Origin of the sequence: Leclercia adecarboxylata (assembly GCF_006171285.1) — a bacterium.
Lineage (GTDB): Bacteria > Pseudomonadota > Gammaproteobacteria > Enterobacterales > Enterobacteriaceae > Enterobacter > Enterobacter barmai.
Genome location: NZ_CP040889.1, coordinates 2,530,211 through 2,543,182, shown reverse-complemented (window position 1 = coordinate 2,543,182; position 12,972 = coordinate 2,530,211). Strand labels below are relative to the sequence as shown.

Sequence of the window (12,972 nt, the reverse complement as noted above, 5' to 3'; positions counted from 1 at the left end):
AAAAAAAAGCGCACCGGAGTGCGCTTGAATGTTACTGACCGGCGATCTTCATCTCCGGTAACAGTACGGATCCGCACTGAATATTACTGCGCGTCTCGATATCGTTGCCCACGGTCACGATATTGCGCCACATATCCTTTAAGTTACCGGCGATGGTAATTTCGCTCACCGGATACTGAATCTCACCGTTTTCCACCCAGAAGCCAGACGCCCCGCGCGAGTAGTCGCCGGTCACGCCGCTGACGCCCTGGCCCATCAACTCGGTCACCACCAGCCCGGTGCCCATCTCTTTGAGCATCTGCTCAAAGCTCAGGCCACGGCCCGGAATGCGCCAGTTGTGGATCCCGCCCGCATGGCCGGTGCTCTTAAGACCCAGTTTGCGCGCGGAATAGCTGGTCAGCAGCCACTGGGTCAGGATGCCGTCTTTGATGATATCGCGACGCTCCGTGCGCACGCCTTCGCTGTCGAACGGCGTGGAGGCCAGCCCTTTCAGCAGGTGCGGGTGCTCTTCAATGGTCAGCCACTCCGGCAGGATCTGCGTGCCCAGCGCATCGAGGAGGAAGGTAGATTTACGGTACACCGCTCCACCCGCAATGGCGCCCACCAGATGTCCGAACAGCCCGGTCGCCACTTCATTGGCGAAGATCACCGGTGCTTTCATGGTAGACAGTTTTCGCGGAGCGAGGCGGGATAATGTGCGTTTTGCGCACTCCATCCCAACCCACTCAGGCGACTGCAAATCGCCCATCGCGCGGCCAATGGTGTAGGCGTAGTCGCGCTCCATGTCGCCGTTCTCTTCGGCAATCACGCAGCTGGAGAGCGAGTGACGGGTTGAGCTGTAGCCCTGCAGCATGCCGTGGCTGTTGCCGAAGACTTTGATGCCGTAGTGGCTGTTAAAGCTGCCGCCTTCGGTGTTGGTGATGCGCTTATCGGCGTTAAGGGAGGCCTGTTCCGCGCGGGCCGCAAACTCAATGGCTTCGTCCGGGGTCACTTCCGCCGGGTGGAACAGATCCAGATCCGGGGCCTCGAAAGCCAACAATTCCCGATCTGCGACGCCAGCGTAAGGGTCCGGGGAGGTATAGCTGGCGATATCCAGCGCCGCCTGCACGGTGCGGGCAATAGCGTCCGGGCTTAAGTCGGTCGAGGAGGCGCTGCCTTTACGGTTCTGGTGATAAACAGTAATCCCTAACGCGCCATCGCTATTAAATTCAACGGTTTCCACTTCACCATAGCGGGTGCTGACGCTCAGGCCGGTGGTCTTGCTGACGGCGACTTCTGCCCCGTCGGATTTCGCTGACGCCAGCTCCAGGGCCATGGAGACGGCCTCTTCCAGTGCTTTACGCTGCGCTGCAACTTGTGAGATCACTTTCATCGTAAATGCCATAATGTAAGGTGTAGTTAGCTGAAGTCTAACAGAGAACCGTTTCTCAGTACGCGTCTAAACTGGTAACATTAGCCTCTTTTTTTAAGGAGCCTGACATGACTAAGCAGCCCGAAGACTGGCTCGACGACGTTCCCGGTGATGACATCGAAGACGAAGATGATGAGATCATCTGGGTCAGTAAAAGTGAAATTAAACGCGACGCCGAAGAGTTAAAACAGCTTGGTGCGGAAATGGTAGAGCTGGGTAAAAACGCGCTGGACAAAATCCCGCTCGATCCCGATCTGCGTGCCGCCATCGAACTGGCACAACGCATCAAGAAAGAGGGCCGCCGTCGCCAGCTTCAGTTGATTGGTAAATTGCTGCGTCAGCGCGATGTGGATCCGATCCGCCAGGCGCTGGATAAGCTGAAAAACCGCCACAACCAGCAGGTTGCGCTGTTCCATAAGCTGGAGCAGATCCGCGATCGCCTTATTGATAATGGTGATGATGCCCTGGCAGAAGTGCTGAACCTGTGGCCGGACGCCGACCGCCAGCAGCTGCGAACGCTTATCCGCAACGCGAAGAAAGAGAAAGAGGGAAACAAGCCGCCGAAATCTGCGCGTCTGATTTTCCAGTATCTGCGCGAACTGGCGGAAGCGGAAGGTTAAGAACCGAGCCGTTTGTTTCCCCTCACCCCGGCCCTCTCCCCAAAGGGGCGAGGGAGGAATTGTTCCCTCTCCCTTTTAGGGAGAGGGTTAGGGTGAGGGTTATTCTGCGGCCTGTGCTTTCTTCGCCAGACCGTCCAGCAGCTTCTGATGGATCCCACCAAACCCGCCGTTGCTCATCACCAGAATGTGATCGCCCGGCTGCGCGGTCTTCACCACCATCTCCGCTAAGGTATCCACATCGGCGCTCCAGTGCGCTGGCTGGACGCAGGCTTCCGCCACTTCCGCCACCTGCCACGGAATGTGCTGCGGCTGCAGGAGGAAGACCTCATCCGCACGGCCCAGAGAAGGCGCCAGATCGTCTTTGCAGACGCCCATTTTCATGGTGTTTGAGCGCGGTTCCAGTACGGCCAGGATGCGTGCCGTGCCGCCCACTTTGCCGCGCAGGGCAGCCAGGGTCGCCAGGATCGCGGTCGGGTGATGGGCAAAATCGTCATACACCGTGACGCCATGAGCTTCGCCGCGCAGCTCAAGACGGCGACGGGCGTTGATAAAGGAGCCCAGCGCATTGGCCGCATCGGCAGGCAGCACGCCCACATGACGGGCAGCGGCAATCGCCATCAGGCCGTTATGCATGTTGTGTTCGCCCACCAGCGCCCAGTTCACTTCCCCGACCTTTTCGCCTTCCAGCAGCACTTCCCACTGAGAGGCATCGTTGGTCATCTTTTTCGCCTGCCAGTGGCCCTGCTCGCCCACCAGTTCCTGCTCGCTCCAGCAACCCATCGCCATGGTCTGCTTCAGGTTGATGTCGTTTTCCGGCAGGATGATCCGCCCCTGTCCCGGCACGATGCGCACCAGGTGGTGGAACTGTTTCTGGATCGCTTTCAGGTCGTCGAAAATGTCCGCGTGATCGAACTCAAGGTTGTTGAGGATCAGCGTGCGCGGGCAGTAGTGGACAAATTTGGAGCGTTTATCAAAGAACGCGCAGTCGTATTCGTCTGCTTCAATGACAAAGAACGGGCTCTCGCCCAGGCGGGCAGAGACGTCGAAATTACCCGGTACGCCGCCGATCACAAAGCCCGGCTTGTAGCCACAGGCTTCGAGGATCCAGGTCGCCATTCCGGCGGTGGTGGTTTTACCGTGCGTCCCCGCAACAGCAACAACCCAGCGATCGCGCAGGACAAAATCATGCAGCCACTGCGGGCCTGACATGTAGGGAATATTCCTTTCCAGCACGGCTTCTACGCAGGGATTACCACGGGTCATGGCGTTACCGATGATCACCAGATCCGGCTGCGGCTCCAGCTGGCTGGCGTCGTAACCCTGAATCAAATCGATGCCCTGGTTTTCCAGCAGCGTGCTCATCGGCGGATACACATTGGCGTCCGAACCTGTCACCTCATGGCCAAGAGCGCGCGCCAGCATAGCCAGGCCGCCCATGAAAGTGCCACAAATCCCCAATATATGAATGCGCATACGTCACTATCCTTCTTCAATGTGGCGCACATTTTACGCATATGTCAGCAGCAGAGAAACGCATTTCAGGAAAATCTGTAGCAAGCTGGCGCGATTCACCTCTGCGACACTATTTGAAAGTTTGTTAAGATTGTTGGGCATCAACAACTTTACTCAACATCCAATGCAGGGAAAGTGTTATGAAAACGTTAGGTGAATTTATTGTCGAAAAGCAGCACGAGTTCTCGCATGCTACCGGTGAGCTCACTGCTTTGTTGTCGGCAATAAAGCTGGGCGCCAAGATCATCCATCGCGATATCAACAAGGCCGGTCTGGTCGATATCCTGGGTGCCAGCGGTGCTGAGAACGTGCAGGGCGAAGTTCAACAGAAACTCGATCTGTTCGCGAACGAAAAACTGAAAGCTGCACTGCGCGCACGCGACATCGTTGCGGGGATCGCCTCGGAAGAAGAAGATGAAATCGTCGTCTTTGAAGGGTGTGAACACGCGAAGTATGTCGTACTGATGGATCCGCTGGATGGCTCCTCCAACATCGACGTTAACGTCTCTGTCGGCACGATCTTCTCCATTTACCGTCGCGTTACCCCTGTCGGCACGCCGGTAACCGAAGAAGATTTCCTGCAGCCGGGCAACAAGCAGGTTGCTGCGGGCTATGTGGTTTACGGCTCCTCCACCATGCTGGTCTACACCACCGGCTGCGGCGTACATGCCTTCACCTACGATCCGTCGCTGGGCGTGTTCTGCCTGTGTCAGGAGCGCATGCGCTATCCGCAGAAAGGCAGCACTTACTCCATCAACGAAGGGAACTACATTAAATTCCCGTCGGGCGTGAAGAAGTACATTAAATTCTGCCAGGAAGAGGATAAAGCCACCCAGCGCCCTTATACCTCGCGCTATATCGGCTCCCTGGTGGCGGATTTCCACCGCAACCTGCTGAAGGGCGGTATCTACCTCTACCCAAGCACCGCCAGCCACCCGGAAGGCAAGCTGCGCCTGCTGTACGAGTGCAACCCGATGGCCTTCCTCGCCGAGCAGGCGGGTGGTAAAGCCAGCGACGGCAAAGAGCGGATTATGGATATCATTCCTGAAAGCCTGCACCAGCGCCGCTCGTTCTTCGTCGGCAACGATCATATGGTTGAAGACGTCGAACGTTTGATCCGCGAATACCCGGACGCCTGAGTTTGACCAAAAGGGCCGCCAGGCCCTTTTGTTTTTCCAAAGATTTATACCTGTGTCGGTATAACACTATATAAAAATGCTGCTGTAACCCTCCGGCGCTATCCGTCATCATTACGGCGTTCAAATAGTGTTCAACGGGAATCAGCAGAAATGAAAAACTACTCTCGCTCATCCACTGGAATCGATCTCAATCTTATTCCGGTATTTATTGAAGTCGTCAGATGCGGGAGCATGGCCAAAGCCTCTTTACGTCTAGATATGTCCAGGCCCGCCGTGAGCCTGGCGCTGAAACGCTTTGGTATGCTGTTTAATGAGCCGCTGTTTACCCGCAAGGGGCTGTTCCTGGAGCCAACGCCACACGCGCTGAAGCTGACCGCCGAGATGGAAAAGCTGCTGGCTTCAATTCACGATCATATCGCCAGCACCCCGGAGAACGCGGAGAGCGTCCCGACGCCAGCGGCGCCGGAACGTGATAAGGCTACGCCTGCTGTAACGACAGCTTAAACGATGACATCGCCTCGATGAGCTCGCGGGATTGTTCTTCCAGCGAGCGCGTCGCGGCGGAGGATTGCTGGACCAGCGCCGCGTTTTGCTGCGCGGTTTCATCCATCTGATTGACCGCGATATTCACCTGCTCAATACCGCGACTCTGCTCGTGCGACGCGTTGGCGATCTCACGCATCAGGCGGGTCATGCGCATCACCTCGGTCGCGATCTCGTCCATCGTTTCACCCGCCTGCTGGGCCAGCTCGCTGCCTTCGCTGACGTGTGCCTGTGAATCGCTAATCAGGGTGCGGATCTCTTTTGCCGCATCGGCGCTGCGGCTGGCGAGGATACGTACTTCCCCGGCGACGACCGCAAAACCGCGCCCCTGCTCACCCGCGCGGGCGGCCTCGACCGAGGCGTTCAGCGCCAGAATATTGGTCTGGAAGGCAATGCCGTCAATGACGCTGAGAATGTCGGCGATGCGGTCGGCGCTGCCGGAGATGTCGCGCATCTTCTCAATCACGTAGCACACCATTTCGCTGCCGCGGTCGGCAGTATCGGACATCGTCTTCGCCACCTGATGCGCCTGCTCGGCGTTGTGGGCGTTCTGTTTCACCGTGGCGGTGAGCTCTTCCATGCTGGCGGCAGTCTGCTCAAGGGAAGTGGCGGTGGATTCGGTCCGCTGGGCAAGGTGCATGTTGCCTGCGGTCAGCTCCCGGCTGCCGGTGTCGATTTGCGAGCTGGCGTCGCGCACCCGCAGCACCGAGCCCATCAGCGACTGGCGCATCTCCTCGATGGCGGCATTCAGACGATTAAACTCCTGGCTGGCGGGGCGGGTCAGGGCGTGGGTCAGATCCCCGGCGGCCACGTGTTCAAGCTGGGCGATAGAGGTGGAGAGTGGCTTGAGCAACATATGGCGCAGCGCCAGCCAGGCCAGCACGATAATGCCGGCGGTCAGCAGCGCGGCGACGATAATCAGCATCATCACCCGGTCTTTACTCGCCTGCACCGCGGCGACTTCGGCTTTGCCCCGGGCGTCGCTCCAGATCTGGAAGGCCTGCATGTCGTTGTCAAACTGACGCGCTACCGGCACCAGACGGTTCTCCAGCAGATCGTAATAGTCATCCGCATTCTGCGCATTCAGGGCGTTCTGCATCGGCACAATCCCCTGGGCGTTGTATGCCGCCAGGCTCTCCGCCACCTTCTTCAGCAGCTGCTCCCCTTCGGGATCGTTCACGCCGCCATCGATCACGCTTTTCAGCGTGGCTTGCGCCTGTTTGATTTCGTCATTGATGTTCTTCACCGATTTGGCGGCGTCATCCAGCAGGCCCACCTCCATCATGCGGACGGCCTGCCCCGCCTCGTTGCGCGCGCGCAAAATCAGGGTGTAGCCCGAATTGAGCTGCACCAGCTGTTCACCCTGAAGGTGATTAATGCGCTGCAGGGAGGAGGAACTCTGCGTGAGGGCATAAATGCCAATACCGCTGACGAGCAGCAGCAGGAGGGTCATGACGGCCAGTAATGAAAGCAAGCCGGTACGAATCGATAGCGTTTTAAGCATGATGTAATTTCCGGTAGCGAGATAAATCTGGACAGAATTAAGGGTTATCGGCCGCTACCGGAAAAGATTTAGACTTTACGCAAATTCAGGGAGTTATCCCTTACTGGTGGTGATGCTCACCCGGGTGACAGGCGAGCTCTGGCGGTTCTCCCAGAGTACGGTCAGGCCGCGCTGCAGGGCGATAAAGATGAACAGCAGAATGCCAATCGCAATCTTGGTCCACCACGAGCTGAGCGTGCCGTCGAAGTTGATATAGGTCTGGATCAGCCCCTGGATCGCCACCCCGAACAGCGTGCCCAGCACCGTGCCGACCCCGCCGCTGAGCAGCGTGCCGCCAATCACCACCGAGGCAATCGCGTCCAGCTCCACGCCAACCCCTGCCAGGGCGTAGCCCGCCTGGGTATAGATAGAGAAGACAATCCCCGCCAGCGTCGCCAGCCCGGTAGAGAGCATGTAGATCCGGATGGTGGTGCTGCGGGTGGAGATCCCCATCAGATTAGCCGAGGTGGCGCTGCCGCCTATGGCATACACTTCGTTGCCGAAACGGGTGCGGTGAGCGAGGAAAATACCGATCACCACCACGCCCAGCATCACCAGACCGAGAATACTCAGACGGCCGCCGCCGGGGATTTTCCACGCCAGGCTGGAGAGGGTGTCGTATACCGGATGGTTAATCGGGATCGACTCCTCCGACACCAGATAGCTGACGCCGCGCAGGAAGAACATCCCGGCGAGGGTGATAATGAATGCCGGAATTTTCAGGGCGTCGATCAGCAGCCCCATAAAGGCGCCAAAGGCGCAGCCCATCGCCAGCACCAGCGGGAAGGCCAGCAGCGGGGAGATCCCCCAGTAGCCAATCGCTTTTGCCAGAAAGACGCCGGTAAAGGCGATGACCGACCCGACGGAGAGGTCGATCCCGCCGGAGAGGATCACGAAGGTCATGCCGACGGCGATGATCCCCAGAAAGGCGTTATCGGTCAGGATATTGCAGATCACCCGCGTTGAGGCAAAGCCGGGGAACTGCGTCAGACAGTAGAGATACCCCAGCACAAACACGCCCAGGGTTATCATGAGCGGTAAATTACGTTTTATCATGACCACGCATCCCCTTAATGAGACTGATAAAGCGCGGCGACTGCACGATGAGCACGCAGAGCACCACCACCGCTTTCACCACCTGGTTGAGTTCCGGCGGGAAGCCAGACAGCAGAATACCGGTGTTCATCCCCTGGATAATCAGCGCCCCCACCACCGACAGCAGCAGGTTGAAGCGCCCGCCCATCAGCGAGCCGCCGCCAATCACCACCGCGAGGATCGCGTCCAGCTCCAGCCACAGACCGGCGTTATTGGCATCCGCCCCGCGAATATCGGCCGCGACAATCACCCCGGCAATGGCGGCGCACACCCCGCTTAAGACGTAGGTCAGCATCACCATCAGGCGGGTGCTGACCCCGGCGTTTTTCGCGGCGCGTATGTTGATCCCTACCGCTTCGATAAACATCCCGAGGGCGGTTTTGCGGGTAAAGAGCCAGAAGGCGATCAGCGTGACCACCACGATAATCACCGGCGTCGGGAAGAACAGCAGCGAACCGCTGCCGATCCACGCCAGATTAGGGGCGTTAAAGGTGACGATCTGCCCGGAGGTGATCAGCTGCGCCACCCCGCGTCCGGCGACCATTAAAATCAGGGTCGCAACGAAGGGCTGTATCTTGAGGAGCGCCACCAGGATGCCGTTCCATAGTCCCGCCAGCACCCCGGTGCCGAGGGTTACCAGCAGCACCACCGGCAGGCTGTGTCCAGCCACGGTCATCGACGCCGCCGTCGCGCCCGCAATGGCCATCACCGCCCCCACCGACAGGTCGATACCGCCGGTGGCAATCACCAGCGTCATGCCGATCGCCAGCAGGGCCACCGGCGCGGCGCGGTTTAAGATATCAATCGGACTGCCGAACAGGCGGCCATCCTGGAGGATAATCTGATAAAAATGCGGCGAAACGAGGCTATCCACCAGCAATACCAGCACCAGGGCAATGATTTGCGGCGTGCCGGTGGGCCAGCTGAAGCGGCGCTTCGGCTCGCCGGTTTGAGAAAGTGAACGTGGCATCACGATCTACTCCTTATGCCGCAATGGCGTTCATGATGGCCGGAACGGAGAGCGCGTCCAGCGGGATCTCGGCCACCTGCTGACGGTCGCGCATGATGATCACCCGATCGGCATACCCCACCAGCTCCTCCAGCTCCGAGGAGATAACCAGCAGCGCCAGACCGTCGGCGCAGAGGGTTTCGATCAGGCGGATAATTTCCGCGTGCGCCCCCACGTCGATACCACGGGTCGGTTCGTCGAGGATCAGGAACTGCGGTTTGGTCAGCAGCCAGCGCGACAGCAGCACCTTCTGCTGGTTACCGCCGGAGAGGAACTCGATAGGCTGCTCCGCGCTCGGGGTACGAATACCGAGCTGGCGAATGAAGCGCTCGGCAATGGCGTTTTGCTCTTTACGCGGAATGGGCCGCAGCCAGCCGCGCTGGGCCTGCAGGGCCAGAATGATGTTCTCGCGCACCGAGGCGGCGGCAATAATACCGTCGGTTTTACGGTCTTCCGGGCAGAAGCCGATCCCGAGGCTGGAAGCCTGATGCGGAGAGCGCAGCGCCTGGGGTTTGCCTTTGATCATCGCCGTGCCGCTGTCGGCAGGTTTGATCCCGAAGATCACCTCCGCCGTTTCGGTACGGCCTGAGCCTAACAGACCCGCCAGACCGACAATCTCGCCCGGACGCACCTCAAGGTCAAAGGGCGCGATGGTGCCCTTCCTGCCGTAATCCTTGAACGCCGCAATAGGTTTCTCGCTAAGCAGCGTGCGGCCCGCCCGTTGCAGGGCGTTGGTCTCCAGCTCGCGGCCGAGCATCATTTTGACCAGCTCGATCTGCGGCAGCTCGCGGGTTTCGCGGCAGCCGACAAAACTGCCGTTACGCAGGACGGTAATGCGGTCGCTCACCTCATACACCTGATCGAGGAAATGAGTGACGAAAATCAGGCTTACCCCCTGGTCGCGCAGCTGGCGCATCAGGGTGAAAAGCATCTCCACCTCCTGGGTATCCAGGCTGGCGGTGGGTTCATCGAGGATCAGCACTTTGGCGGAGAGATCGATGGCGCGGCAGATGGCGACGATCTGCTGCATCGCCACCGAAAAACGGTTCAGCGGCTCGCGCACGTCGAGGGAGAAGCCGTAAGACTCCATCAGCCTGGTGGCGCGGGCTTCCATCTCTTTGCGGCGCAAAAAGCCAAAACGTCGCGGCTCGCGGCCGATAAACAGGTTATCCGCTACCGACATGTTCGGCAGCAGGTTCACTTCCTGGTAGACCGTCCCGATCCCCAGCTGCTGGGCATGGGCGGTATTTCTTGGCGATATAGCATGGCCTTCCAGCCAGATAGTGCCGCGATCGGCGTGATACACGCCGGTCAGGGCTTTAATCAGGGTCGATTTCCCGGCGCCGTTCTCTCCCAGCAGGGCCATGATCTCGCCACGGCGCAGACTGAAATCGACGCTATCCAGCGCTTTTACGCCGGGAAAGTACTTGCTCAATCCTTCTGTGCGGAGGATTTCCTGGTGTTGGTTGGTGGTCATGATTTCCCCCTCACCCTAACCCTCTCCCCGGAGGGGAGAGGGGATTGATCGTGCCAATTGTTAATTTCCAGCTCCGCCCTGCCTTTCTCCCTCTCCCCTCTGGGGAGAGGGCGGGGTGAGGGGCAAGGGATCAGTAGCCCATATTTTTCTTTTTCTCTAACTCTTCTTTAGCCGTATCAGGCAGATAGAGCGTGGATTTGGTGATGGTGACTTTCTCCGGCATGGTGCCGTCTTTCTTGAATTTCTCCAGCGCGTCGAAGGCCGGGCCTGCCATGTTTGGCGTCAGCTCAACGCTGGCGTTGGCCTCTTTGTCGATCATCGCTTTATAGATATCCGGAACGCCGTCGATGGAGCCGGTCAGGATGTCGGTACCCGGCTTCAGGCCCGCTTCTTTAATGGCCTGGATGGCACCGATCACCATGTCGTCGTTATGGGCGTAAACCATGCAGATGTTCTTGCCGTTGTTCTCAGCTTTGATAAAGCTTTCCATAACCTCTTTACCTTTACTGCGGGTAAAGTCGCCGGACTGGGAGCGGATGATTTTGATGTTTGACGCTTTGGAGATGGCGTCGGCAAAGCCTTTCTTACGGTCGATAGCCACGCTGGCGCCGACGGTGCCCTGCAGCTCAACCACGTTACACGGCTTGCCATCCACCTGTTTCACCAGCCACTCACCGATCAATTTGCCTTCCAGCACGTTGTCGGCGGTGACGGTGGTCATATAGAGAGATTTGTCTTTTACATCGATGGAACGATCGAGCAGGAAGACCGGAATTTCAGCATCTTTCGCTTCTTTCAGGACCGGTTCCCAGCCCGTCGCCACGACCGGGGCAATGAAGATGGCGTCAACGCCCTGGGCGATAAAAGAGCGTACCGCTTTGATCTGGTTTTCCTGTTTTTGCTGACCATCGGCGATTTTCAGCGTGATACCGCGCTTTTCGGCCTCGCTCTTCGCGACGTTGGTCTCAGCGGCGCGCCAGCCGGACTCGGAGCCGACCTGCGCAAATCCTACGGTTAAAGGGGCGGCCATCGCCATAGACGACATGGCTGCCGAAACTGCTGTGACAAGAAGTAAGCGCTTCCACATAAGTGCGTCCTCGTAGGGTAGTTTATTGTTGGGTAAAAGATGTTCTGCGACCAAACTATAGACAATGCGAGATGTAACGGAGTGTGTTACATCACACTTCGGAAAAGTGAATAAAACGTTAATCACAAGTTTGTAATCGCTTTCACTCACCCATGAAAAAAGCGGCTGAGTTTATGGATTATCTTGTCATGAGAATGGGCTGATAGTGGCCTTCAGGTGAAGGGAATGGCGAAAACAGGCGGAGACATTCCGCGCCAGTTGGCTATAATACTCGCCACTTGATTACCAATCATTTTAAAGGACACAGACATGAGCTTACTCAACGTCCCAGCGGGTAAAGAACTGCCGGAAGACATCTACGTAGTTATCGAAATCCCGGCGAACGCTGATCCTATCAAATACGAAATCGACAAAGACACCGGCGCACTGTTCGTTGACCGTTTCATGTCTACCGCGATGTTCTATCCGTGCAACTACGGTTACATCAACCACACCCTGTCTCTGGACGGTGACCCGGTAGACGTTCTGGTCCCAACGCCGTACCCACTGCAGCCGGGCTCCGTCATTCGCTGCCGTCCAGTTGGCGTGCTGAAAATGACCGACGAAGCCGGTGAAGATGCGAAACTGGTTGCGGTACCGCACACCAAGCTGAGCAAAGAGTACGATCACATCAAAGATGTGAACGACCTGCCAGAGCTGCTGAAAGCGCAGATCGCCCACTTCTTCGAGCACTATAAAGATCTCGAGAAAGGCAAATGGGTGAAAGTGGAAGGCTGGGACAATGCAGAAGCGGCGAAAGCCGAAATCATTGCCTCCTTCGAGCGCGCTAAGAAGTAATTCTTACCGCTGCTAATAAAGCCCCGCGAGCCGGGGCTTTTTTGTGCCTGTCGGTTGCCGGGTGGCGGCTGCGCCTTACCCGGCCTACCAACCATTAATCAACGATTGCCTGCAGGCGCATAAGCGCATCCTGCACGACGTCATCCGTCGCAACCGCAATCTTTATGGCCTGCCGGGCCTTCAGGTCCATCATGCGGATCTGATTGACCATAATGACGCCCTGCACGTCTCCCTCCTCACAGCTGACGGGCACACAAAACCCAGCGTAGCGGGCAAAATTCCCGCCCTGGGTAATGGGCGCGACGAGCACCATGCCGAGCTGATTGAATGCGCTGACGGAAAGCACCAGCGCCGGACGGCCTTCGCCTTGCTGCTCATGGCCCGATGAAGGTGAAAACCTGACCCGGACGATATCGCCCCGCTCAAAACCACGGGCCTTTACCATACTTCATTGCCTGTCGGGTCTGACTTGCCCCACAGCGCTTCTTCGCCAATCTCTGGCGCAGTCATATCGCATTGCGCCAGCAACGCCTCCAGAGAATAACCTTTACTTACCGGCGTCAGCACCAGCTGATTGTCTACCACCTGAGCATCCATACTTTGGCCCACCTGCATATTGAGTTCCTGCATGACAACGCCGGGAATGACCACACCCGCACTGTTGCCCCATTTTTTGATTGTAATACGCATCACAGCTCC

The 12,972-nt window shown here is 57.9% G+C and carries 13 protein-coding genes; 4 read left to right on the top strand and 9 right to left on the bottom strand.

The window, feature by feature from the left end; genetic code table 11:
• Positions 1–31: 31 nt before the first annotated feature.
• Positions 32–1,384, bottom strand: a complete 1,353-nt coding sequence (pmbA, locus tag FHN83_RS13955; RefSeq protein ID WP_139564065.1) for a metalloprotease PmbA — start codon at positions 1,382–1,384, stop codon at positions 32–34.
• A gap of 95 nt (positions 1,385–1,479) precedes the next feature.
• On the opposite strand from pmbA, the gene yjgA reads away from it, so the two are divergent.
• Positions 1,480–2,031 carry a ribosome biogenesis factor YjgA gene (gene yjgA / locus FHN83_RS13950; protein ID WP_138370108.1) on the top strand — a complete coding sequence of 184 codons (552 nt, stop codon included), beginning with the start codon at positions 1,480–1,482 and terminating at the stop codon, positions 2,029–2,031.
• Between the two features lie 99 nt (positions 2,032–2,130).
• On the opposite strand, the gene mpl is transcribed toward yjgA, so the two are convergent.
• Positions 2,131–3,504, bottom strand: coding sequence for a UDP-N-acetylmuramate:L-alanyl-gamma-D-glutamyl-meso-diaminopimelate ligase (mpl, locus tag FHN83_RS13945; RefSeq protein ID WP_139564064.1), 1,374 nt, complete (start codon positions 3,502–3,504; stop codon positions 2,131–2,133).
• Positions 3,505–3,683: 179 nt separating this feature from the next.
• Here mpl and fbp point away from each other — a divergent pair, with 179 nt between their 5' ends.
• Together fbp and FHN83_RS13935 are read left to right on the top strand one after the other, a co-directional pair.
• Positions 3,684–4,682 (top strand): class 1 fructose-bisphosphatase, encoded by a 999-nt coding sequence (gene fbp / locus FHN83_RS13940; RefSeq protein ID WP_039030617.1) that lies wholly within the window; start codon positions 3,684–3,686, stop codon positions 4,680–4,682.
• A gap of 150 nt (positions 4,683–4,832) precedes the next feature.
• Positions 4,833–5,186, top strand: coding sequence for a LysR family transcriptional regulator (locus FHN83_RS13935; RefSeq protein ID WP_039030618.1), 354 nt, complete (start codon positions 4,833–4,835; stop codon positions 5,184–5,186).
• On the opposite strand, the gene FHN83_RS13930 is transcribed toward FHN83_RS13935, so the two are convergent.
• From FHN83_RS13930 to ytfQ, 5 genes are all read right to left on the bottom strand, one after another.
• Positions 5,161–6,729, bottom strand: coding sequence for a methyl-accepting chemotaxis protein (locus tag FHN83_RS13930; protein ID WP_139564063.1), 1,569 nt, complete (start codon positions 6,727–6,729; stop codon positions 5,161–5,163). The two genes, FHN83_RS13935 and FHN83_RS13930, sit on opposite strands and share 26 nt — an antisense overlap.
• 93 nt (positions 6,730–6,822) lie before the next feature.
• Positions 6,823–7,824 (bottom strand): galactofuranose ABC transporter, permease protein YjfF, encoded by a 1,002-nt coding sequence (gene yjfF / locus FHN83_RS13925; RefSeq protein ID WP_039030620.1) that lies wholly within the window; start codon positions 7,822–7,824, stop codon positions 6,823–6,825.
• Positions 7,811–8,836, bottom strand: coding sequence for a galactofuranose ABC transporter, ATP-binding protein YtfT (gene ytfT, locus FHN83_RS13920; RefSeq protein ID WP_139564062.1), 1,026 nt, complete (start codon positions 8,834–8,836; stop codon positions 7,811–7,813). Before ytfT ends, yjfF begins: the two co-directional genes overlap by 14 nt.
• Before the next feature lie 10 nt (positions 8,837–8,846).
• Entirely contained in the window at positions 8,847–10,349 is a 1,503-nt protein-coding gene (gene ytfR / locus FHN83_RS13915) for a galactofuranose ABC transporter, ATP-binding protein YtfR (RefSeq protein WP_139564061.1), read from the bottom strand.
• A gap of 130 nt (positions 10,350–10,479) precedes the next feature.
• Entirely contained in the window at positions 10,480–11,436 is a 957-nt protein-coding gene (gene ytfQ / locus FHN83_RS13910; protein ID WP_032616231.1) for a galactofuranose ABC transporter substrate-binding protein YtfQ, read from the bottom strand.
• A 309-nt stretch (positions 11,437–11,745) separates the two neighbouring features.
• Here ytfQ and ppa point away from each other — a divergent pair, with 309 nt between their 5' ends.
• Positions 11,746–12,273 carry an inorganic diphosphatase gene (ppa, locus tag FHN83_RS13905; RefSeq protein WP_032616230.1) on the top strand — a complete coding sequence of 176 codons (528 nt, stop codon included), beginning with the start codon at positions 11,746–11,748 and terminating at the stop codon, positions 12,271–12,273.
• Positions 12,274–12,367: 94 nt separating this feature from the next.
• Here ppa and FHN83_RS13900 read toward each other — a convergent pair whose 3' ends face one another.
• Both FHN83_RS13900 and FHN83_RS13895 read right to left on the bottom strand, forming a co-directional pair.
• Positions 12,368–12,718, bottom strand: a complete 351-nt coding sequence (locus FHN83_RS13900) for a type II toxin-antitoxin system ChpB family toxin (protein ID WP_139564060.1) — start codon at positions 12,716–12,718, stop codon at positions 12,368–12,370.
• On the bottom strand, positions 12,712–12,963 hold the full coding sequence (locus FHN83_RS13895; RefSeq protein WP_139564059.1) for an AbrB/MazE/SpoVT family DNA-binding domain-containing protein: 252 nt from the start codon (positions 12,961–12,963) through the stop codon (positions 12,712–12,714). The genes FHN83_RS13900 and FHN83_RS13895 overlap by 7 nt, the downstream gene beginning before the upstream one ends.
• Positions 12,964–12,972 lie beyond the last annotated feature (9 nt).